This window comes from Sphingomonas leidyi (assembly GCF_011761945.1).
Taxonomy (GTDB): Bacteria; Pseudomonadota; Alphaproteobacteria; order Sphingomonadales; family Sphingomonadaceae; genus Sphingomonas; species Sphingomonas leidyi.
On record NZ_JAASQV010000003.1, the window covers coordinates 324,347 to 347,174 of the forward strand.

Genomic DNA, 22,828 nt, shown 5'->3' on the forward strand with positions numbered 1-22,828 from the left:
GATTTTCAGGCGTTTCCTTTGTGAAGGGAGAATAGGAAAAATTGGCCGCAGCCGGCTGGAAATCCAGCCGAAAAGGCCTTCCCCTCCGCTTCCGGACCACCCGCGACTCCGGGCCTGGCCGAACCGCCATAGTGCGCTTCCCTCCCCCCGACGTAACAAGCATAGTAACGTACTGACAACAAAGGGGGAGAGGCGATATGCGTAGTGCCCGCGCGATTTTAGCACTTGCCTTGATCATCCTGCCCGGAAACGCCCCGGCACAGGAGGCAAATCCCCCCGCCCAGGATATGCCGATCGTGGTGCGGGGCCAGCGCGACCGGGCAAGCAACTGGCATCAGGCCGAAACCGATCACGTCGTGGCGATCAGCGAGGGCAGCGAGAAGGATCTGGCCCGGATCGCCCATGACCTGGAGCGGCTCCATTTCCTCCTGTCGGTGCTGCTGAACCGGGCCGACAAGCCCGATGATACACGCAAGCTTCGGGTGACGCTGGTCGGCGACGGCGCCGAATTCGATGCGATGGAACTCGGGAATCTGAGATATTCGCCAGGCCCCTATAGCCGCGTCTTTCCGGGGCCCGCCTATTACGACCCCCGCGAGGACGGGGCGGTGTTCGCCGCGAGTCGCTACGATCAGAAGGCGGTCCTCGAACGGGGCCAGGACCTCGCCGGCATCCTGCCCGACCTGGTGCGCGCCACCACGCCCGCCGCCGTGGAAGCGCCCGGCGCCGGGGCCGAGAATCCCGGGGCGAGCGCGGCACTCTCGGCCAGCCATGCCGGCTCGATCGTCCGGTTCGGCCGCAACGATCCGCTCGCCGTCTCGGTCAACGAACTGGCCGTGCCGGTATCGGCGGAAGGGCGCATCCTTGCCGGCTATGCGCGCCATTTCCTGCTCACCTATTTCCCGCATGCCTATCCGCGCTGGTATGTCGACGGGTTCGGCGAGCTCTTCGCGACCCTGGCGACAGAAGGCGACGCCCGGATGGAATATGGCCGCGCACCCGCAGGCTATCGCAAGGTGCTGGATCGCTATCGGCGCTATCCGGTCGCGGACATCGTTACCGGCCGCTATCTGGCCGATCGCAATGCCGGCGAGCGCTGGACGCCGTTTCACGCCTGGGCGCTCACCCATATGCTGTTCTTCTCGAACGAACGGAAAGGCCAGCTTCGCACCTATCTCGCGACGATCGCCGCTGGCGGCTCGATGGAACGGGCGGCGGCGGCGTTCGGCGACCTCGGCAAGCTGCAGGACGAACTCGTCGCCTATGATCGGGGCAAGCTGCCCTTCGAGCGGATGTCCTATCCCGCCGAACGGGCCGCCGAACCGATCATCCGGCGCCTGAGCGAAGGGGAAGCCGCATTCGTCAAGGGGCGGCTGGAGCTCGGCGCGCGCCTGGCCATCCCGCCCGCGTCCGCGGATCCGAAGCCCGACAGGCAGCGCATCGCCACGATCGCCCGCCGCGACGAATGGTTGAGGGGCCTCCGCCGCGACGCCGCGCGCTATTCCACGAACCGCGATGCCCAGCTGCTGCTGGCCGAAGCCGAATGCCGCAGCGACAACATGCAGGAATGCGCCGCCGCCGCCGCCAGGGCATTGGCCCTGGCACCGGGCAATGGCGATGCGCTTGCCTGGCAGGGTACGGCACTGGCCGGGATCGCGCTCGCCGCGCCGGCGAGCGCGCGTGCCGGCCAGCTAAGGGCCGCGCGGATCACGATTGCGCGCGCCAATCGCGCCGACAGCGAGAACCCGCTGCCGCTCCTGGCCTATTATCGCAGCTTCGCTGCCGCCGGCGAAACCGCGCCCGATGTGGCGATCGAAGGCCTGATGAAGGCAGTCGACGCCGTCCCCGCCGCCCCGGGATCCAGGCTGTTGCTGGGCGAGGCGCTGGCGAAGCGCGGCAATGTCGCGGCAGCCCGCAACGCGCTGATCGCGGTGGCCAACGGCCCCTATGAAACGCCGGAAGCGGCGCCGGCCCGCGCGCTGCTCTCCAGGCTCGAGCAATAGGCACGGGCCGGGAGCCTGGCCCCCGGCCCGTGCCCGATGCCTGTCGTCAGAAGCCGGCCGAATAGGTGAGGAACCACTGGCGCGGCGGGATCGGATAGGCCGAATAATTGTTCGTCGCCGAGCCGACCGAAAGGGTCGAGACGCCCTTGATATCGCCCAGGTTGGTGATGTTGAGGCTGAGCTTCGCCTTCTTCATCCCCAGCATTTCGGCCGGCAGGTCCACACCGACGCTGAGCGAAGTGAGGAAATAGGAGCCGACGCTGGCGTCGTTCGAATAGGTCGCGAAGCGCTTGCCGACATAGTCGCCGACCAGCTGCGCCTCGACCGGGCCGACATTGAGCGTCGCGACGCTCTTGTTCATCCATTTCGGCGTGCCCGGCAGCTGCTTGCCGCAAGTCGGGACCACGCCACCGACCACCAGAAAGCCGCCGATGCAGCTATTGGTGGCACCACCGATGCCCGTCGCCGCCGAGCTATAGTCGCTCCGATATTTGGAGAGATTGTACGACGTGGCGTTGTAGAAGGAGAAGGTACGGCCGAAGCGCAGGGTGAAGGCGGCGTCGACGCCGTTGGTGCGCACGTCGCCCACATTGACCAGGATCGAAGTGCCGCCGGCGATCTGGCCGCCCGCGATGCCGCCCGGATTGGTCGAGATCGCCAGCAGCCGGTCGCTGAAATCGACGCGGTAATAGTTGATCTGCGCGTCGAGCCCGATGCCGCCGCCAAAGGTGCGATGGGTGCGCAGGCCCGCCTCATAGGTCCAGCTGCTCTCGGGCTTGCCGTCATTGGCGAAGGCATTGAACGCAGTCTGGCTGCCGGTGAACCACGGGCCGCCGCCGCCGGCCAGATAGGCCTGATACTGGCGCAGGTTCTTCTGGACGTTGAAATAGGCTTCCTCGTGCCCGTTGAAGTCCCAGGTCGCGCCGACGGCGGGCAGGAACCATTTCAGCGTGTTGATCTTGCCCACCGGCAGGCCCCCGGTCAGGCCCGAGAGCGAGCCGAGCCGGGGCTGCACCGGATACCAGCCATTGGCCCATTGCGCGCTGGTCTTGAAGCCGAACTGCACGAGCAGCGGCTCGAACACCCGCCAGGTGTCCTGGACATGGAGCTGCAACTGGTTGATCCGCGCCTCGCCCTGATATTGGGTGAACAGCGGCTGCATCACCTCGAGCGGACGGATGTAGGGCGTGCTGAGCCCGGGATTGCCGGCGGGAACGGCATACCAGCGGCGCCACTGGGTGGTGCTGTTGTGCTCGAACCAGCCGCCCAGCTCGATCTGGTGGTCGCCCAGATCCATGTTGAGCGCAGTGATCGCGCCGCCGCGGTCGATGCGATATTCGGTGGTGCGGGTGATCATGCCCGAGCCGCCGGTGGCCGCGACCAGCGCCGCGCCGCGCGCCGCCGCCTGGGCGTCGGTCAGCGCCGTGCAGGCCGCCGGGCGGACGCCGTTGCCATTGGCGCCGAAGCGGCAATTGGCCGGCAGGCTGGCATAATTGGGATCGAGATAGGGCTGCGCCGTCGTGATCGACTGGCCGAGCGGGCCGGCGACGACGCCGGCACCGTCATTGTGGTGGAAGTAGATCGAGTTCGACAGCGTGACGTTGTCGGCGATCCGGGCGTCATAGCGCGCATAGGTGAGATAGTCGGTGCGCTGCGCATCCGAATAATAGTTGCGGTAGTTGCCGCCCTGGGCCGCCGGCGAGTTGCCCAGCGCATTGATGTAGCTGCGATAGCCGTTGAAATCCGAATAGAAGAACGGCTTGGTATAGGGTGTGTAGAGCTGCACCGGCGTGGCGGTGCCGCCGGCCGACGGCTTGAAGAAGACGGTGGCGTCCTCGTTCGGCTGCGTCATGTCGTTATAGTCGAAATAGAGCGTCAGCTTGCCGACCGCATCGTCATGGACGAACTTGGCATTGGCCTGCCATCCGCCCTGCCAGCCGTTGAAGTCCCAGGCCTTGGCCTTTTGCCGCGCGACCGAGACGTAACCGGCATTGGTGCCGCCCCCGCCGAGATTGCCGGTGTCGAGACGCAGGAAGGTGCGCGAGGTGTTGTAGCTGCCCGCGGTCTGGTTGGCGGTCACGCCGAACGCCTGGGTGGGATCGGACGAATAGGTCTCCACCGTGCCGCCCAGGTTGCTGTTCGACGCCGTGGCGAGATCGCCGGCGCCCGTCGCCACCACCACGCGGCCGACATTCTCCGAAATCACCGCGCGCTGCGGCGAGAGGCCGTTGTAGTTGCCATAGCTCTGGTCGCCCAGCGGAATGCCGTCCATCGTGTAGCCGAGCTGGTTGCCGGCGAAGCCATGGATGAAGATCTGGGCGTTCTGCTCGTTGTTCCCCCAGGGATCGGCGGTGACGTAGAGCACGCCGGGCAGCGTCTGGATCGCCTTCAGCGGCGAGACGCCGGGCAGGATCTTCTGGATCTCGCTTGCCGGGATCGCAGTGGCCGAGCGCGTCTGCTTGGCGGTGACGAGGATCGATCCGTCGCCGGCATTCTCGGGCGCGTTGCCCTCGGGCGCGTTCTCGCCCGTGGCGGACGGAGTGCGGTCCTGGGCCTGCGCGGGGGCCGCCATTGCGGCGGCGGCAAGAACGGCGGCGCAAACGGTAGCGCGAAGCGTGTGGCGAACGGTCATCATACCCCCCTGGAGTCACGGCGTCGTTGCGCCGCAGCATCGCCGCCTAGGCGCGGTATGTGGCAGTCCTGTTGTGGTTCGGTGAAACATCCGGGAAACGCCGATGAAGCGTAGATGGCAACGCCCCCGCCCCTCTCCATCGGCGCTCCACGCTCGGTTGACTTATCCACAGATATCGCTATTGGCGCGCCTTCCTCCCTCGGGAGGAGACCGTCCGAGACAGCAAGCGCGGGGAATCTGCCCCGCTTAATCTCTTGCCTAGACGGGGACAGATTTTCACCGGCGGCTCCCTGCGTGGAGCGCGCGGGTCATGCCCAGGGATAACCGGGCACGACGATCCTTCCCCTCGGACATTTTGCAACCGGGCATTTCCCGCAAGGGAGACGCTCATAACGAGGAGACCGGCATGGATCGTTCCCAGAAGGCTGACGCCGTTGCCGAGCTGAACCGCACCTTTGGCGAGGTTGGCGTGGTGGTCATCACCCGCAACCTCGGGATGACCGTCAAGCAGTCGACGGACCTCCGTAACAAGATGCGTGAGGCCGGCGCGAGCTACAAGGTCTCGAAGAACAAGCTTGCCAAGATCGCTGCCAACGGCACCGATTACGCGGCGATCGCGGACCTGCTGACGGGTCCGACGGCGCTCGCCACCTCGATCGATCCCGTGGCTGCGGCCAAGGTGGCGGTCGAGTTCGCCAAGACGAACGACAAGCTCGAAATCGTCGGCGGCGCAATGGGCACCCAGGTGCTCGACCAGGAAGGCATCAAGGCGCTCGCCTCGCTGCCGTCGCTGGACGAACTGCGCGGCAAGCTCGTGGGCCTCATCGTCGCTCCGGCGACCAAGCTCGCGACCGTTACCCAGGCACCGGCCGCGCAGCTCGCGCGCGTTTTCGGCGCCTATGCGGCCAAGGACGCCGCATAAGCGGATCTTGCAAGTTTATTTATCCCGAAACATCTGATTTGATTGGAGTTTATCATGGCTGACCTTAACGCGCTTGTTGACCAGCTTTCGGAGCTGACCGTTCTCGAGGCCGCTGAGCTCTCGAAGCTTCTCGAAGAGAAGTGGGGCGTCTCGGCCGCCGCTGCCGTCGCCGTCGCCGCCCCGGGTGGCGCTGGCGCCGCTGCTCCGGCCGCCGAAGAGAAGACCGAGTTCGACGTGATCCTCACCGGCGACGGTGGCAAGAAGATCAACGTCATCAAGGAAGTCCGCGCCATCACCGGCCTGGGCCTGACCGAAGCCAAGACCCTCGTGGAATCGGCTCCGAAGGCGGTCAAGGAAGGCGTCAACAAGGACGAGGCCGAGAAGATCAAGAAGCAGCTCGAGGAAGCTGGCGCGACCGTCGAGGTCAAGTAAGCTTCTTAGCTTCTCAGCGAACAGATCGGGGCGGTCCGGCAACGGGCCGCCCCTTTCTTGTGTGCGGTTCAGGCCGCGACCACCTGCTTCGCGAAATAGCGGTGCGCCGCCAGCGGCCCTGTCGGCGCCGGGCGGTCTAGCCAGATCGGGCCGAGCTTGCCGCCCTGCCCCGCGGTGCCGAGCATGAAATCGGCACCGAAACGGCGAATGCTCAGCCCGCCGCGCCAGCGCAGGTCGATCAGCACGATAGGAACGAACATCGGCCGGCCGCCGAGCTGGACCACGTTCACGCTCGCGCGCGGAATGGCGACGCGCACCGGCATCCGTCCGCCACCCCCCGCCGGCAGATCGAAGGGCGCGCCGCCCGGCTCGCCCGGCGGCCCGCCATGGAAGCCGGCGATGACTTCGTCCTGCCGGGCATGCGCGCTCATCGCCGCGAAGGTGGCGCGGATATTCTCCGCCGACGCGCCCGAGACGTTGCCGATCAGCAGTTCGAACTCGAGCAGCACGTCGTCCTCGCCCGCGACGATCCGATGCGGATTGACCGCCAGCTCGAAAGGATCCGCGCCGGACGGGGAGAGCCGGGCCGGCGGCACGGGCGCCGGGACGGGCTCGGCCGGTCGCGCAGCGCGCTGCAAGCCGGGCGGCGCCTGGACCGGCGGCGCCGGGAGCGCGACCGGCTCGGCCTCGAACACTTCTTCCTCCGCTCCCGCGCGGCGGCGGCGCAGGAGCAACCAGCCGCCCAGACCGAGCAGCGCCGTTCCGCCCGCGCCGGCGAGCGCCCAGATCCAGGGCGAGGCGGCGGGTGCGGCCATGGGCGCGGGCGCCGCGGTCGGCTGAGGCGCCGGCGTCGACGCGGCCTGGAGGGACGGCGTGGCGGCCGGCAGGGGAACCGGGGCCGCGGCGGGCGCCGGGGCCGGCGCGGCTGCGACGGGAGCGGTTTCACGCGGGGCCGGCGTGGCGCGAGGCGTGGGCGTCGCGCGCTGGGCCGCGGGCGTGGCGGCACGGGCAACCGGTGCAGGAGTCGGCGTCGGTGCTGGCGCCGGCGTCGCGCTCGGCGCTGGGCCGATGCTGAAACGCTCGGGGATTACCCCCGGCAGCTGCTGCGGCCGGGCGCTAGGCGGCGGAGTGATGATCGGCGCGGCGCTGGGGCTGGGGGCCGGAGCATCCTGCGCATGGGCCAGCGGCGCGGCGATCGATGCCGCGGCCAGACCCCATAGCCAACCAGTCCTGAGCCTCCCTGCGTTCACCGTCATTTCCTGGCCTTCCGAAGATGAACGCCGGCTGCACGCCGCGCGCCGTTCGCCGCATGGCGAGGGCGGATTGTCCCTGCCGGTTCCGTCCCTTACAGGGCGAACGATCTGGGGAGATATTGGTGGCAGGCGAACGAACGGGGGACGGCCCCGGTTATATTCCGGCGATCGACGGGCTGCGCGCCATCGCCGTCACCTCGGTAATCCTCTTCCACCTCCGGCCCGGGGCGCTGCCCGGCGGCTTCACCGGCGTGGACATCTTCTTCGTCATTTCGGGCTTCGTGGTGACGGGTTCGCTGCTCGGCCGCGCGTTCGCCAGCTTCGGACAGCTCGCCGCCTGGTTCTATGCGCGTCGCCTGATGCGGATCATGCCGGCGCTGGTCGCGATGCTGCTCGCCACGCTGTTCGCCGCACAGCTCTTCATTCCCGATGCCTGGCTGAGCAACAGCCTTGCCCAGGTCGGCCGCTTCGCCTTTCTCGGGCTCAGCAACGTCGTGCTGGCGACCGACACCGACAGCTATTTCGGCCCGCAAGCAGCCTATAACCCGTTCACCCACAGCTGGTCGCTCGGCGTGGAGGAGCAGTTCTACCTGTTCTTCCCGTTCATCCTGTGGTGGCATCACCAGTTGCAGGCCGGCGCCAAGGCAGTGCGGTGGGTAGCCATCCTGTCCGGCCTTTCGCTGCTGCTCTGCGCGGCGCTGGCCGCCTTTGCGAACAAGTTCGCCTTCTACCTGATCTTCCCGCGCTTCTGGGAGCTGGGCGCCGGCATGCTGCTCTGCCTGACGCGCGAACGCTGGCAATGCTGGGCCGCGGGCAAACGCTGGCTGGCGCCGCTGGGCGCGCTGCTGATCGCCGCCGGCTTCGCGCTGCCCGAGGGACCGTTCTTCCCCTTCCCCGGCGCGCTGCTGCCCGTCGCGGGCACCGCGCTCGTCATCATGGCGATCCTGGGCGGCACCGCGCCCCGCGCGCTCGCCAGCCGGCCGATGGTCGCGGTGGGGCTGCTCTCCTATTCGCTCTATCTCTGGCATTGGCCGGTGTTCGTGCTGTTCCGGTGGACCGCCGGCCTGCACACGCCGATGCTCCAGCTCGCCGCGCTTGCCATCACGGTAACGCTGGCGATCCTGTCCTATTTCCTGGTCGAGAAGCCGCTGCGCTCGAGCCGCCGGATGGCCGGATGGCCGCGCGGGCGCGTCGTTGCCGCGGCGCTGGCCATGGTGCTGGCCGCCGGGCTCGGCGGGCAGCTGCTGATCGCCGCGCACAACCGCATCACGCTCAGCGTCACCCGCGATCGCTTCGCCTGGTACGCCGAACCCGGCCGGCCGCTGCCGCTCGACCTTACCGGCTGCACGCCGATCGACGGCGAGGAACGGCTGGCGAGCGGCAAGGTGACGCTGTGGACGCCGCGCTGCGCCCGGCCGGGAGGCTTCACCCTGTTCGTGCCCGCGGATTCGCACGGCCTTGCCTATGCGCCCGCGCTGCGCCGGCTCGTCGCCGAGACCGGTGCGAGCGTGCGGCTCTATTTCCGGCCCGCCTGCCCCTATCTCAAGCTGATCATGAGTCATGCGGCACGCCCGCGCTGCGCCGACTGGTACGCGGCAGTGGAACGGGACGTGGTGAACCGGTCGCACCCGGGCGACGTGGTGTTCCTGCCCGGGCTGCGCGTCACGCGCCTTGCCAACCAGTTCGAGAAGGACCGCGACCTGGCCGGCCGGCACGACGACACGGTCTCGGCCGCCGCGCTCGCCGAAGCGCAGGGCATCACCAGGCGCCTCGCCGCCGGCGGCGCGCGGCTGGTGCTGGAGGCGCCCAAGCCGGTCTTCCCCAGCCCGGTCTTCCGCTGCACCGACTGGTTCAACCGCACCAACCCCGCCTGCCACGGGCTCACCATCGGGCGCGAGACGATGCTCCAGCGCCGCCGCGACGTGATGCGCGCGATGCACGAGCTGGCCGCCGGCCAGCGCAGCACCATCCTCTGGGACCCGCTGCCGATCTTCTGCCCCGGTCCGACCTGCGAGGCCGTGCCGGGCGGCCGGCCGCTGTTCTTCGACGGCGACCATCCGAGCGGGCTCGGCAACGACCTGATCTATGCCGACCTGAAGCGGACGATCCTGGCGGTTCGGTGACGAGAGCCGCCCCTCCCCGAAGGTCTTGGCAATACGGAAGGACCTGGCGCAGCGATATCGCGGCGCCAGGCCTCTATCCCCTCCCTTCCCGGGAGGGGAAGATGCTCAGGGCACCGTCACATTGGTCATCGGCACGTTCGCCAGTTCGGGCTGGGCCTTGAGCTGCGGCACGACCGTCTTGAGATCGCCGACCACCACCAGCGTGAGCTTGCCCAGCGGATAGGAAGCCGTCGCCGAGGCCATCATCTGCTCCGGCGTCACCGCCAGCACCGCGGGGACGTAGCGCTCCGTCCAGTCGCCCGGCAGGCCGAGCAGGTCGCGCGTCGCCAGCGTGCCGACGACCGCGCCCGAGGTCGAGTTGGAGATCGCGAACAGGCCGGCCATATAGGTGCGGATCCCCTTGGCCTCCTCGGCCGGCACCGGCTCGGTCTGCATCCGGCGGATCTCCTTGAAGACCTCCTTCAGCGAGTCCCCGGTATGCTCGGTGGTCACGTCCGCCTGGAAGGTCCACAGCGCCTGTTCCGGAGTGAACTCCACGTCGGAATCGGGCGAATAGGTATAGCCCTTGTCCTCGCGGATGTTGCGCGTGATGCGCGAGCTGAACGCACCGCCCAGCAGCGCATTGGTCACGCGCTGCGGAATATCCGCCTCGGTGCCCGCGCGGTTCGCGTCGAAGCTCAGGCGCAGCGTGGCCTGCGGCGCGCCCGGCCGGTCGACCAGCACGATGCGCGGGCCCGGCTGGTGCGGGCTCTGCAGCACCACCGGATCGGGCCCCGCCGCCCAGCCTGCGAACGCCTTGTCGATCGCCGCCTTCACCGCCGCCGCGTCGAACCGGCCGGCGACATAGAGATGCGCGCGCTTCGCGCCGAACTGGCCGGCATGGAAGGCCCGTACCTGCGCGATCGTATAGCCCTGGAGCTGCGCCGCGCTCGGGATGATGCGGCCATAGGGATGGTTCGCGCCATAGATGGTCCGGCCCAGCGCCACATCGGCCAGCGTGCCCGGCTGCGACAGCGCGACCGAAAGCTGGCGGCCGAGATTGGCCTTCACCCGGGCAAGCTCGCTCGCCGGCAGCGTCGGCCGGGTCGCCACGTCGCTCACCAGCGCGATCGCGACCGGCGCATATTCGGAAAGCACGTTCACGCCGACCGTGGTCGACTGCATGCCGGCGCTGACGTTGAGCTGCCCGCCCATGCCCGCCGCGGCGGCGGCGAGATCGGCGGCGGTCTTGCCCGCGGCGCCTTCCTTCATCAGCGCCCCGGTGACTTCGGAGAGCCACACGGCGTCGCCCTCGTCGACTGCGCCGGCGCGCACGCGCAGCGAAACGACCGCCTTGGGCGCGATGCCATAGGGGATCAGCGTGACCTGCAGCCCATTGGGCAGCGCATAGGTCTCGGTCGCCGGCAGCCTGAACGGCTTGGGATCGGCGATCGGGGGGGCCGGCGGGAAATTGTCCTGCGCCAGCGCCGGAACGGCGGCGAGCAAAGCCGCAACTGCCAGAATCGCGCGCTGCATCACTTGCCTCCCTTGGGCTGGGCGCCGGGCTCGATGACATAGACCGAGCGGTTGGTCTTGCGGAGATATTCCTGGGCGGTCTTCTGGATCAGCGCAGGCGTCACCTTGGCGAAGCCCTCCTCGATCCTGTTCACCGCGGCGGGATCGTTGTCGAACAGGGCATAGACGGCGAGCAAGTCGATCAGGCCGACACGGCCGCCCCCGTCGATGGTGCCGTACAGCTCCGAGCGCATCTTGGTGCGCGCGCGCTGCAGCTCGGCGGCGCTGACCGGCGTGGTGCGCAGCGCCTCGATCACCTCGTCCACCGCCTTGGTGATCTGCGCGGCCGAGTGCGTCGTGTCGTGCGTGAAGCTGAAGCTCCACAGCATCGGCCCGCGATAGTTGAACATGTTGCCGAGATCGCCGTTGATCCCGCCCGAAAGCTCGCCGGCGATGCCCGTATCGGAGACCAGCTTCTTGAACAGCCGGCTGTCGTCGCCCTGGAGCAGGATCTGGTCGATCAGCCCCATCGCATACCATTCGGGCGTGCCGCGTGTCGGCACGTGATAGCCCGCGGCATAGCCCGGCTTGGGCGCCAGCGCGTCGACCCGGCTCTTGAACTTCTCGGCAGTCTGGCGCGGCTCGGAAATGTCGGGCTGCGCGACCGGGGCGGCCGAGGCGATCGGAGTGAAATATTTCTCAACCATCGCCCGGGTCGCGGCATAGTCGATGTCGCCGGCGATCACGAGCACGGCGTTGTTCGGCCGATAGAATTCCTTCGAGAAGGCCTGGGCGTCCGGCACCGTTGCCGCCTCGATCTCCTTGAGATCCCCGTAGAAATTATGGCTGTTATACCAGTTGACGTTCGCCAGCATCGGCAGGTCGATCCACGGCCAGGTGCTGTAGGGCTGGTTGAGGACGTTGACCTTCACTTCGTTGCCGACCACGCCCTGCTGGTTCTTCAGCACGACGTCGTCGATCACCGGATTGGCCATGCGGTCGGCCTCGAGCCACAGCATCCGCTCGAGCGCGCCCGAGGGGACGATCTCGAAATAATTGGTGAAGTCGAACCGGGTCGAGCCATTGTTGACGCCGCCGGAATTGGTGATCGTCGTGTCGAACACGCCCTTGGGCGCGTGCTTCGATCCCTGGAACATCAGATGCTCGAACAGATGGGCGAAGCCGGTGCGATCCTTGGGCTCCACTCGGAAGCCGATGCCGTAATAGACGCCGACCGTCACCGTCGGCGCGATCGTGTCCCGCGTCAGCACCACCCGCAGGCCGTTGGGCAAGGTGAAATATTGCGCGTCGACATGCAGCTTGTTCGCGGCAGTGGCGCCGGCCTGGGCATGCGCTGCCGCCGGGAGCGCCGCCGCCGCAAGGGCAAGCGCCAGGCTCAAATGCTTCATCGTTCTGGACCCCCTGGGACTCGGGAACTGTATTGCGAGGTTAGCACGGCATGGGGCACCGGGCGCAAGAGCCGGATCCCCCCGCCGGAGCGTTACGACCGCCCGCAACGCCCCGGTCCGGTCCGATTATTTCTCCGCGTTCGCCGACTGGTCGAGCGGCACCACCGGCAGCAGCACGCTGCTCGATTGCGCGCCGCCATAGATCAGCGTCACCGTCGCCTTCTGATAGTCTTCCGGCTTGGCGAAGAAGATGTTCGGGACGAACTTCTGCGGATTGCGATCATAGACCGGGAACAGGCTCGACTGGACCTGGACCATGATCCGGTGCCCCGGCTGGAAGACATGGTTCACCGTCGGCAGGCGGAACTTGTACTCCTGCACCTTGTTCGCCGGGATCGCGGTGGGATGCTCGAACGAGTTGCGATAGCGGCCGCGGAAGATGTCCATCGCGATCGGCAGCTGGAACCCGCCCATCTCCTTCTTCGTGACGTAATCGTCGGGATAGACGTCGATCACCTTGACCACGAAGTCGCCGTCGGTGCCCGTGGTCTTGGCGAAGATGTCCGCCAGCGGCGCGCCCGACACGCGGACCGGCGCGGTGAGCGGATCGGTCATATAGGTCATCACGTCGGGCCGGCCGTCGACGAAGCGCTGGTCGGTGACGAGATAGGTCGACCAGCGGCCGTCCTGGAAATTGACCGGACGCGGCAGATGCGGAACCGGCTTGGCGGGATCGGAGACATAGGAGTCCGAACCGGCGCCCGGCTTGTCGAAGCCCAGGCCCTCGGCCGGCTTGAGGTAGATCGGCGTCAGCTTGGTGCCGCAGCCGTCGTCGCAGGCCAGCGGCCATTTGCTCAGATAGTCCCAGCGATTCTCGCCGGTATTGTAGAAGCTCGCCTTGGCCGGGGTGAACGGCGGCGCGCCGTCCTTGAGATAGGCGTTGAAGAACGGCAGCAGGATGTCGCGCCGGGCCTGGAGCGCGGTGTCGCCCTCGAAGGCGAGCTGGCCGAGCGTCGAGCCGTTATAGTTGAAGCCCGAATGGCGCCACGGGCCCATCAGCAGGAAGTTCTTGTCGGCCTGGGGCGTCTTCTGCAGCGCCTCCCACGCATGGATCGCGCCATACATGTCCTCATGGTCCCAGATGCCCTGCTCCCAGAGCGTCGGCACGTTCGAGGGATTCTTCGCCAGCAGCTTGTCGAGCGCCTGCTCCTGCCAGAACTGGTCGTAGGCGACGTGCTGGCTCATCTTGTTCCAGGCGGGCAGCTGGTCATAGCCGAACTGCTTGGCCCAGTCGCCGGCGCTGCCCACGCGGCGGAAGGTGTCGTAATCGTCCCAGTCCGGGCGGGGCGGCGCCTTGCCGGCGCCCTTGTAGCCGGTCTGCGCGCCGATCCAGCCGATATTCGCCAGGCGGAAGGCGCCGTGGTGGAACCAGTCGTCGCCCATCCAGCCGTCGATCATCGGGCTCTCGGGCGCGGCCACCTTGAGCGCCGGGTGCGGCCCCATCAGCGCCATCACCACGGTGAAGCCCTCGTACGACGAGCCGAGCATGCCGACCTTGCCGTTGGTCTCCGGGACGTTCTTCACCATCCAGTCGATCGAGTCATAGGCATCGGTGATGTGATCGACCTTGGTCGGATTGAGGGGACCGACGGGGGGGCGCGTGATCACATAGTCGCCCTCCGACTTGTACTTGCCGCGAATGTCCTGGAACACGCGGATATAGCCCGCCTTGACGAACACCTCGTCGCCTTCGGGCAGGGTGTTGATCATCTTGCCGCTCTCGGTGCGGACGACGCGGCCGGCGGCGTTGTAGGGCGTGCGGGTGAACAGGATCGGCGCGTTCTTCGCCCCCTTCGGGATGATCATCACCGTGTAGAGCTTCACCCCGTCGCGCATCGGGATCATCACTTCGCGCTTGATATAGTCGGCCGGCAGCGCGGGCGGACTGAAACTGGCGGGAATGTCGTTGAAGGCGGGAGCCGGCGCCGGCGCGGGACTTTCCTGGGCCTGGGCGGCCGCGGCGGCGAGGAGGGCGGTTCCGGCGGCGAGCGCGAGCAGCGACTTCTTCATGTGACATCATCTCCCCTGAGGATGGCGTTCGATAGGCCCAAAACCGCGTGCATGAAAAGAGCCCGCCCCTCCCTTCCGGAAGAAGCGGGCTCCGATGTCCCCGATATTTCAGGGATCAGGCGTGCTCGGGCTGGCCATAGAGCTCGGCGGCGAGATCGTCGGTCACGTGCGGACGCGACGCACCGATCGCACCGATACCGCCTTCATAGGCCGGGCGGCCGATCCGGAACGCGGCCGCGGTGCGCGCCTCGCTGCCGTCGGGCAGCGTGTAGCGGGCCTCGGCAACGACCACCGGATTGAACATGCGGCCGAGATCGCCCTTGGGCACGGCGAGATGCGCATCGACGCGGGTGCCGTCGCCCGGATCGATCGAGACCGGCGGCACGATCGTCTCGCTGCGGCGCTCGGTGAGCATCCGCTCCATCTCGGTGCCCTCGGCTTCGTCGGCGAGCATGAAGCTGGAGATGCGGACGTTGCGCGCCGCGGTGTCGCCCGAATTGCCGACGGTCAGCTCGAAATCGACCATCGCCTCCTCCTCGGTGGTACCGGCGCTCACCGGGCGCAGGCCCAGCTCGATCCACGGGCGATGCGCGACGGGCGCGACCGCATCCGCGACGCCGGCAAGGTCGTCCCTGCTCGCATCGGCGATCTCCGCTTCCTCGACCTGCTCGGCGACGGCCGGAGGCGTGGCCAGGGGCGCGACAACGGGCGGCACCTTGGCAATCCCTGCGGCATCGGGCGCGGCGACCGGCTCGGCCGCCGGCGCACGGGCCAGGGGCCTGGCACGAGCGGGCTCGACATGCGCGGGCTCGGTGGTGACCGCTTCGTCGTTGCGGCGGCGACGCGTGAGCAGGAACACGGCAAGGCCGGCGATCACCAGCGCGAGTCCGCCGAGCAGCCATGGCCAAGCGATGCCGGTGCTGGTGCTGGTGCTCCGCTCAGTGCTGCTATCGGCCGTAACCGGCGCAGCCGCCTCGGGCGCCGGGGCCGTATCGACCTGGGGCGGAAGCGGCTCGGGCACCGTCCGGACGGGCGGCGATGGCGGCGTCACCGGAGTTTCGGCGGCCGGTGCCGCAGGTGCCGCCTGGCGAGCCGGTGCGGCTTCCCGCGCCGGCGCCGGCGCGGCACGGGTAGCGGTGGCCCGGGCCGTGGCGGCCCGCGTCGCGGTTGCGCGGCGCTCGGCCGGTACCGGGGCATCGGCAGCGGCGACGCCGCGCTGCTGCTCCTCGACCGAAGGAACCGGCTGAACCACCGGCGCCGAAGGCTGGATCACCACCTGCGCCTGCGGCGCCGGTGCGGGAGCGGGCGACGGTGCCGGCGTCGTCATGATCGGCGGCGGCGTCACCTGCTGGGGAGCGTCCTGCGCATGGGCAGAGGTTGCGAAAAGCGCGGCACCGATCAACAGCGCGGCGCGTGGGCGGATGGGGGCGTGTGCTTGCGTCATAACGCAGGTTCAATGAATGGAACCCGGTATTGGCTTCCCCCGATTGCGCCGAGGCGTTGCCATTACGCGACAGGGCGAGCATCTAACCATTTGTCTAGAAAGGATTTTCTGCACGCGCGACCACGCGAAAAGTTCCAACGCGCCCTCGGAGGCGGAACCTGACGGAGGAGCGGACGCCGCCCGCCCCTCCGTCACGCCGGGTCGTCAGAAGCGCCCGGTCAGCTGTGCGCCATAGAAGCGTGGTTCCGCGGGAATGAAGGTCGGATTGCCGAAGCCGCCGCCCGTATTGCCGGCATCGAGCAGATAGCGCTCGTTGGTCGCGTTGCGCACATAGGCCGCGATCTCGTATCGGCGATCGGCAAAGCTCAGGCCGGCCCTTGCGTTGACCAGCATCACGCCATCCTGCGAGATCGCCTCCTTGTTGGGCACCTCGAAATAGATCTTGCTGCGATAGGTCACGCTCGGCGTCGCGAAGACGCGGATGCCCCCGCCGATCTCCGCATCGACGGTGAAGCCGCCCGCCGCCTGGACCTCGGGCTGGAGCCGGAACTTGTTCCCGGCATAGACGCCGTTCGCCTTGGTCTTGTCGATCCCGCCATCGATATAGCCGATATTGCCGAACACGCTGAACCACGACGCCGGCCGGAGCAGCAATTCCGCTTCGACGCCGAGATTGCTCGCGCTGCCGGCGCTCTCGGTGATCTGCGCTCCGACCGGGCGGCCCGAGGGGTCATTGGCATCGGTGACGACGCGCGAGATCTGGAAGTTGCTGTACTTCTGGTAATAGACGCCGAGCGAACCCGAGACGATGCCCTTCGACGCCTTGATGCCGCCCTCATAGTTCCAGACCGTTTCCTCCGGAATCAGCGAGGGCGCGGCGGCACCCTGGTTCACCGTCGGCGAGCGGCGGCCCTTGGAGATCGTGCCGTACAGGTTGATGCCGTCGCTCAGGCGGTAGAGCAGGTTGAAGCGCGGCAGGAACGCCTGAAAGCTGTCCTGCGTCCAGCGCGTGCCATTGGTGGTCGCCTGCCCCGGGATCAGCGGGGCGCCCGTCAGCACCGATTTCGGCGCGACGGCGAAATAGCCCGACTTGCGCTGCTCGATCAGCGCGCGGATGCCGGCGGTCACTTCCAGCCGCGCGGTCGGCGTCCAGGTCACTTCGCCGAACATCGAATAGCTGTCGTTGATGCCCTTGTTGCCGAAGATCGAGCGATAGGGGATCACGGTCGCCGCGCCGCGGGTGAGCAGGCCGGTCGCCTGCGCGGCCGTGACCGTGCCGTCGGGCGCGACGCATCCCAGGCCCTTGATCACATTGGCGGCGCACTGGAGATAGGTGCCCTCCTCGCTCGAGAACGGCACTTCCTGCCGGCTGTTCTCGTGGAAGACGTTCCAGCCGAAGCTCGCGCGGACATGATCGTCGCTATAGGCGAAGCGCGATTCGTGGCTGATCTGCGAGCCATAGGCGCCCTCGGCGAATTCGAGATACCAGGCGGCCGAACCGTCGGCATCGAAGATCTCGAGCGAGTCGAAGCTGCGATAGCCATTGACGGTGGTGAAGTTCCAGCCGTCGGCGAAATCATGGCTGATCGTCAGGTTGCCGTCATAGACGTGGCGATTGAGCCCCAGCTTCGCGGCACCCAGCGCGCTCTTCGAGAGCGGCGAGCCCGAAAGATTGGCATAGCCGAACGGATCGGCCGGTCCGCGCGCGGTCGGATAGAGCTTCGAGATGAACGGCGTGCCGCTGTTGCGCTGGCGGTCATAGGTGCCGATCAGATCCACCGTCAGCGCATCGCTGGGCGTGAAGCGCAGCGAGGCACGCACGCCGAGCTGGTTCTGGGCGTAGAGATCGCCCTGGGTGGCCGAGAGATTGCGCACATAGCCGTCGCGCTTCTTCCATTCGAAGGCGACCCGGCCGGCGATCACGTCCGAGCCGAGGTTGAGATGGCCGCCCAGCTGCCTCTGGGCGAAATTGCCGACGCCGCCGGACAGCTCGCCGGAGAAGCCGGCGCGCGGCCGCGCCGAGACCATGCTGATCGCGCCGACGGCGGAGGCGGTGCCGAACAGCGTCGCCTGCGGCCCCTTGATCACTTCGACGCGGTCGAGATCATAGACCGCCTGATAGGCGCCGCGCGACCGCGAGATGTCGATGCCGTTGTAATAGAGGGTGACGCGGGCGGCCTGCTGTGCCGAACCGCTGTCCGAGGTGATGCCGCGGATCACGATGCCGGGATTGTTGGCGCTCTGCTCCTGGATGTTGAGGCCGGGGACATAGGCGGACAGCTCGTCGAGGTCCGACACGCCGAGTTCCCGCATCCGCGCATTGCTGAGCGCGGAGATGGTGATCGGCACGTCGCTCGCCCGCTGCTCGATCTTCTGCGCGGTGACGACGATCTCGTTGCCCTCGGCCGCTTCCTGCGACACCGCCGGCCTCTCCTGCGCATGCGCCACGCCCGTTGCCGTCGATGCCAGAAGCGCCGCGAGCAATTTCATCCTGTTGGTCATGGAACCGACCCCCTTCTCTGTTGACCCGAGAGGAGGCCAGTGCGGACCAAATATGAACTCTACGCTGCATCACGGCATAATTTTTGTTGCAATTGCGAAGCGATTTGCGGTCAGCGGGGCGCCCGCCCGGCCTTCGCGCCGGCCATTTGACAGAATCCAACAAGCTACCTATATGCCGCCCTCCACCACGGATCCGGGAAATGATGCGTCGTCGCGCAGCGCATCGGGCGAATTGGGTTCATGGTCTCATAGGACGCTGAAAGCTGCCGAAACCCACCATGGGAGTCGCGCGGCTTTTTCTGCGTCCTTCTGTGCGTCCCGGCCCCGGAAGGGGCACCGAAATCACTGCTGACGAGGCACTATACACCCATGGCAACCAAGGCGATCGAAGGCGGCACGTTCAAGCGCCGCATCCGCAAGGTGTTCGGCGACATCCACGAAGTGGTGCAGATGCCGAACCTGATCGAGGTTCAGCGCGAATCCTACGAACAGTTCCTCCGCAGCGATCCCTCGGTCGGCTATGTCTCCGGTCTCGAGAAGACCCTGCGCTCGGTCTTCCCGATCCGCGACTTCGCCGGCACCGCCGAGCTCGACTTCGTGAACTACGAGCTCGAGAATCCGAAGTTCGACGTGGAAGAGTGCCGCCAGCGCGGCATCACCTATGCGGCGCCGATGCGCGTCACGCTGCGCCTGATCGTGTTCGAGGTGGATCCCGACACGGAAGCCCGTTCGGTGCTCGATATCAAGGAGCAGGACGTCTACATGGGCGATATGCCGCTCATGACCGAGAACGGCACCTTCTTCATCAACGGCACCGAGCGCGTCATCGTCAGCCAGATGCACCGCTCGCCGGGCGTGCTGTTCGACCATGACCGCGGCAAGACCCATGCCTCGGGCAAGTATCTCTTCGCTGCGCGCGTGATCCCGTATCGCGGCTCGTGGCTGGACTTCGAGTTCGACGCGAAGGACATCGTCAACGTCCGTATCGACCGGAAGCGCAAGCTGCCGGTGACGACGCTGCTCTATGCCCTGGGCCTGAACGGCGAGGACATCCTCAACTATTTCTACAACCGCGTGACCTTCGTCCGCGGCCCGAACGGCTGGCAGATTCCGTTCGACCCGGCCAACTGGCGCGGCGCGAAGCCGATGTTCGACATCGTCGATGCCAAGTCGGGCGAAGTGATCTTCCCGGCCGGCCAGAAGATCAGCCCGCGCGCCGCCAACAAGGCGCAGAAGGACGGTCTCGAGACGCTGCTGATCCCGACCGAGGAAGTCTTCGGCCGCTATTCGGCGTTCGACCTGATCAACGAGTCGACCGGCGAGATCTACATCGAGGCCGGTGACGAAGTTTCGGCCGAGAATCTGGAGAAGCTCGACAAGGCCGGCATCGACCGCCTCGAGCTGCTCGACATCGACCATATCTCGACCGGCCCGTGGATCCGCAACACCCTTGCCGCCGACAAGGCCGAGGAGCGCCAGCAGGCGCTGGCCGACATCTACCGCGTGATGCGCCCCGGCGAGCCGCCGACGCTCGAGACCGCGGAATCGCTGTTCGCCGGCCTGTTCTTCGATCCGGAGCGCTACGATCTGTCGGCCGTGGGCCGCGTGAAGCTCAACATGCGCCTTGACCTCGACGCCGAGGACACGGTGACCACGCTGCGCACCGAGGACATCCTCGCCGTCGTGAAGACCCTGGTCGACCTGAAGGACGGCAAGGGCGAAGTCGACGACATCGACAATCTCGGCAACCGCCGCGTCCGTTCGGTGGGCGAGCTGCTCGAGAACCAGTATCGCGTCGGCCTGCTCCGCATGGAGCGCGCCGTGAAGGAGCGCATGAGCTCGGTCGACGTGTCGACCGTGATGCCGAACGACCTGATCAACGCGAAGCCGGCCGTGGCCGCGGTTCGCGAGTTCTTCGGCTCGTCGCAGCTCTCGCAGTTCATGGACCAGACCAACCCGCTCTCCGAAGTGACGCACAAGCGCCGCGTCTCGGCGCTCGGGCCGGGCGGCCTGACTCGTGAGCGCGCCGGCTTCGAAGTCCGCGACGTTCACCCGACCCATTATGGCCGCATCTGCCCGATCGAGACGCCGGAAGGCCCGAACATCGGCCTGATCAACTCGCTGGCGAGCTTCTCGCGCGTCAACAAGTACGGCTTCATCGAGACGCCGTACCGCAAGGTCGTCGACGGCAAGGTGACCAACGAGGTCGTCTATCTCTCGGCGATGGAAGAAGCGAAGCACACGATCGCGCAGGCCTCGGCCGAGGTCGATGGCGATCACCGCTTCACCGAGGAGCTCATCTCGGCCCGCCAGGCCGGCGAATTCCTGATGGCGCTGCCGGAGACGGTGACGCTGATGGACGTGTCGCCGAAGCAGCTCGTCTCGGTCGCGGCGTCGCTCATTCCGTTCCTGGAAAACGACGATGCGAACCGCGCGCTGATGGGTTCGAACATGCAGCGCCAGGCCGTGCCGCTGGTGAAGGCGGAAGCGCCCTTCGTCGGCACCGGCATGGAAGAGACCGTCGCCCGGGATTCCGGCGCTGCGATTGCAGCCCGGCGGGGCGGCGTCGTCGACCAGGTCGACGCGACCCGTATCGTCATCCGCGCAACCGGCGAGGTTTCGGCGGAAGAGAGCGGCGTCGACATCTACACGCTGATGAAGTTCGAGCGCTCGAACCAGTCGACCTGCATCAACCAGCGTCCGCTGGTGAAGGTGGGCGAGACGGTCAACGCCGGCGACATCATCGCCGACGGCCCGTCGACCGAGTTCGGCGAGCTGGCCCTGGGCCGCAACGCGCTCGTCGCGTTCATGCCCTGGAACGGCTACAACTACGAGGACTCGATCCTGATCTCCGAGCGGATCGTGAAGGACGACGTGTTCACGTCGATCCATATCGACGAGTTCGAAGTGATGGCCCGCGACACCAAGCTCGGGCCGGAGGACATCACCCGCGACATCCCGAACGTCGGCGAGGAAGCGCTGCGCAACCTCGACGAGGCGGGCATCGTGTACATCGGCGCCGAGGTCGAGCCGGGCGACATCCTGGTCGGCAAGATCACCCCCAAGGGTGAATCGCCGATGACGCCGGAGGAGAAGCTCCTCCGCGCCATCTTCGGCGAAAAGGCTTCGGACGTTCGCGACACCTCGCTCCGCCTGCCCCCGGGCGTGTCGGGCACGATCGTCGACGTGCGCGTGTTCAATCGTCATGGCATCGACAAGGACGAGCGCGCACTGGCGATCGAGCGCGAGGAAATCGAGCGCCTGAAGAAGGACAGCGACGACGAGCGCAACATCCTCAACCGCGCGACCTGGTCGCGTCTGCGCGAGATGCTGCTCGGCCAGGTCGCCACGGCGACGCCGAAGGGCCTGAAGAAGGGCTCCGAGATCGACGCCGACCTGCTCGACAGCGTGGATCGTCACGAATGGTGGAAGTTCGCCGTTCAGGACGACAAGGTCCAGGGCGACCTCGAGGCGGTGAAGGGCCAGTATGACGAGGCCGTGAAGCGCATCAAGGAGAAGTTCGAGGACCGCCGCGAGAAGCTGGAGCGGGGCGACGAGCTGCCGCCGGGCGTGCTCAAGATGGTCAAGGTCTTCGTCGCGGTGAAGCGCAAGCTGCAGCCGGGCGACAAGATGGCCGGCCGTCACGGCAACAAGGGCGTCATCTCGCGCATCCTGCCGCAGGAAGACATGCCGTTCCTCGAGGACGGCACTCCGGTCGACCTGGTGCTCAACCCGCTCGGCGTGCCTTCGCGCATGAACGTCGGCCAGATCTTCGAGACGCATCTCGGCTGGGCTGCCCGCAACCTGGGCATGCAGGTGGCCAGGCAGCTCGAGGAGTGGCGCGAGACCAATCCGGACGCGGTGGCGGGCGAGATGCCCGATGCCGTCAAGGATCGCCTCAAGACCGTCTATGGCGACCATTATGCCGCCGAGATCGAGGCACGCAGCCCCGAGCAGGTGGTCGAGCTGATCCAGAACGTCCGCACGGGCATTCCGATGGGCACTCCGGTGTTCGACGGCGCGCGTGAGGCGGACGTCTCGGACATGCTGGAGCTGGCGGGCCTCGACAGCTCGGGCCAGTCGACGCTGTTCGACGGCCGTACGGGCGACGCGTTCGACCGCAAGGTGACCGTGGGCATCATCTACATGCTGAAGCTCCACCACCTCGTGGACGACAAGATCCACGCGCGTTCGATCGGCCCCTACTCGCTCGTCACCCAGCAGCCGCTGGGCGGCAAGGCGCAGTTCGGCGGCCAGCGCTTCGGCGAAATGGAGGTCTGGGCCCTGCAGGCCTATGGCGCGGCGTACACGCTGCAGGAGATGCTGACGGTGAAGTCGGACGACGTGGTCGGCCGCACCAAGGTCTACGAGGCGATCGTCAAGGGCGACGACACCTTCGAGGCCGGCATCCCCGAGAGCTTCAACGTGCTCGTCAAGGAAATGCGCTCGCTGGGCCTCAACGTCGAACTCAAGGCGATCGACGAAGCCTCCGAGGAAGACGGCCTGGCCGAGGCGGCGGAGTAACGGGAATGGAGCGCTGCCCT

12 protein-coding genes are annotated in these 22,828 nt (G+C 67.3%); 5 read left to right on the plus strand and 7 right to left on the minus strand.

The window, feature by feature from the left end; all coding sequences use genetic code 11:
- The first annotated feature begins 287 nt into the window (after positions 1 to 287).
- A complete protein-coding gene (locus tag FHR20_RS16865; RefSeq protein ID WP_208413693.1) occupies positions 288 to 2,003 on the plus strand; it encodes a hypothetical protein in 1,716 nt (571 codons plus the stop codon).
- A 46-nt stretch (positions 2,004 to 2,049) separates the two neighbouring features.
- Here the strand turns inward: FHR20_RS16865 and FHR20_RS16870 are convergent, their stop codons facing one another.
- Entirely contained in the window at positions 2,050 to 4,635 is a 2,586-nt protein-coding gene (locus FHR20_RS16870; protein WP_167300784.1) for a TonB-dependent receptor, read from the minus strand.
- Between the two features lie 406 nt (positions 4,636 to 5,041).
- Between FHR20_RS16870 and rplJ the strand changes: the two genes are divergently transcribed.
- Positions 5,042 to 5,557 carry a 50S ribosomal protein L10 gene (gene rplJ / locus FHR20_RS16875; protein WP_167300785.1) on the plus strand — a complete coding sequence of 172 codons (516 nt, stop codon included), beginning with the start codon at positions 5,042 to 5,044 and terminating at the stop codon, positions 5,555 to 5,557.
- Positions 5,558 to 5,611: 54 nt separating this feature from the next.
- The gene (gene rplL / locus FHR20_RS16880; RefSeq protein ID WP_086130246.1) at positions 5,612 to 5,989 is read left to right on the plus strand and encodes a 50S ribosomal protein L7/L12; all 378 of its coding nucleotides are present in this window, start codon (positions 5,612 to 5,614) and stop codon (positions 5,987 to 5,989) included.
- 68 nt (positions 5,990 to 6,057) lie between these two features.
- Here the strand turns inward: rplL and FHR20_RS16885 are convergent, their stop codons facing one another.
- The gene (locus tag FHR20_RS16885; RefSeq protein ID WP_167300786.1) at positions 6,058 to 7,239 is read right to left on the minus strand and encodes a hypothetical protein; all 1,182 of its coding nucleotides are present in this window, start codon (positions 7,237 to 7,239) and stop codon (positions 6,058 to 6,060) included.
- 125 nt (positions 7,240 to 7,364) lie between these two features.
- Here FHR20_RS16885 and FHR20_RS16890 point away from each other — a divergent pair, with 125 nt between their 5' ends.
- The gene (locus FHR20_RS16890; protein ID WP_167300787.1) at positions 7,365 to 9,365 is read left to right on the plus strand and encodes an acyltransferase family protein; all 2,001 of its coding nucleotides are present in this window, start codon (positions 7,365 to 7,367) and stop codon (positions 9,363 to 9,365) included.
- A gap of 105 nt (positions 9,366 to 9,470) precedes the next feature.
- Here FHR20_RS16890 and FHR20_RS16895 read toward each other — a convergent pair whose 3' ends face one another.
- The 5 genes from FHR20_RS16895 to FHR20_RS16915 form a co-directional block, all read right to left on the minus strand.
- On the minus strand, positions 9,471 to 10,880 hold the full coding sequence (locus FHR20_RS16895) for a M16 family metallopeptidase (protein ID WP_167300788.1): 1,410 nt from the start codon (positions 10,878 to 10,880) through the stop codon (positions 9,471 to 9,473).
- Positions 10,880 to 12,268: a M16 family metallopeptidase gene (locus tag FHR20_RS16900; RefSeq protein ID WP_167300789.1), complete on the minus strand. Its 1,389-nt coding sequence runs from the start codon at positions 12,266 to 12,268 to the stop codon at positions 10,880 to 10,882. The genes FHR20_RS16895 and FHR20_RS16900 overlap by 1 nt, the downstream gene beginning before the upstream one ends.
- A gap of 126 nt (positions 12,269 to 12,394) precedes the next feature.
- Positions 12,395 to 14,338, minus strand: a complete 1,944-nt coding sequence (locus FHR20_RS16905) for a CocE/NonD family hydrolase (protein ID WP_167300790.1) — start codon at positions 14,336 to 14,338, stop codon at positions 12,395 to 12,397.
- A gap of 115 nt (positions 14,339 to 14,453) precedes the next feature.
- Positions 14,454 to 15,782, minus strand: coding sequence for a hypothetical protein (locus FHR20_RS16910; RefSeq protein ID WP_167300791.1), 1,329 nt, complete (start codon positions 15,780 to 15,782; stop codon positions 14,454 to 14,456).
- Positions 15,783 to 15,986: 204 nt separating this feature from the next.
- Positions 15,987 to 18,284, minus strand: coding sequence for a TonB-dependent receptor (locus FHR20_RS16915; protein WP_243857488.1), 2,298 nt, complete (start codon positions 18,282 to 18,284; stop codon positions 15,987 to 15,989).
- Positions 18,285 to 18,653: 369 nt separating this feature from the next.
- On the opposite strand from FHR20_RS16915, the gene rpoB reads away from it, so the two are divergent.
- On the plus strand, positions 18,654 to 22,808 hold the full coding sequence (gene rpoB / locus FHR20_RS16920; RefSeq protein WP_167300792.1) for a DNA-directed RNA polymerase subunit beta: 4,155 nt from the start codon (positions 18,654 to 18,656) through the stop codon (positions 22,806 to 22,808).
- The last annotated feature ends 20 nt before the right edge of the window (positions 22,809 to 22,828 follow it).

Excerpts from the sequence above, each read along its gene's own strand:
- FHR20_RS16865 (WP_208413693.1), top strand. The coding sequence starts at position 288 with ATGCCGATCGTGGTGCGGGGCCAGCGCGACCGGGCAAGCAACTGGCAT.
- FHR20_RS16870 (WP_167300784.1), bottom strand. The coding sequence starts at position 4,635 with ATGACCGTTCGCCACACGCTTCGCGCTACCGTTTGCGCCGCCGTTCTT.
- rplJ (WP_167300785.1), top strand. The coding sequence starts at position 5,042 with ATGGATCGTTCCCAGAAGGCTGACGCCGTTGCCGAGCTGAACCGCACC.
- rplL (WP_086130246.1), top strand. The coding sequence starts at position 5,612 with ATGGCTGACCTTAACGCGCTTGTTGACCAGCTTTCGGAGCTGACCGTT.
- FHR20_RS16895 (WP_167300788.1), bottom strand. The coding sequence starts at position 10,880 with ATGCAGCGCGCGATTCTGGCAGTTGCGGCTTTGCTCGCCGCCGTTCCG.
- FHR20_RS16900 (WP_167300789.1), bottom strand. The coding sequence starts at position 12,268 with ATGAAGCATTTGAGCCTGGCGCTTGCCCTTGCGGCGGCGGCGCTCCCG.
- FHR20_RS16905 (WP_167300790.1), bottom strand. The coding sequence starts at position 14,338 with ATGAAGAAGTCGCTGCTCGCGCTCGCCGCCGGAACCGCCCTCCTCGCC.
- FHR20_RS16910 (WP_167300791.1), bottom strand. The coding sequence starts at position 15,782 with ATGACGCAAGCACACGCCCCCATCCGCCCACGCGCCGCGCTGTTGATC.
- FHR20_RS16915 (WP_243857488.1), bottom strand. The coding sequence starts at position 18,284 with ATGACCAACAGGATGAAATTGCTCGCGGCGCTTCTGGCATCGACGGCA.
- rpoB (WP_167300792.1), top strand. The coding sequence starts at position 18,654 with ATGGCAACCAAGGCGATCGAAGGCGGCACGTTCAAGCGCCGCATCCGC.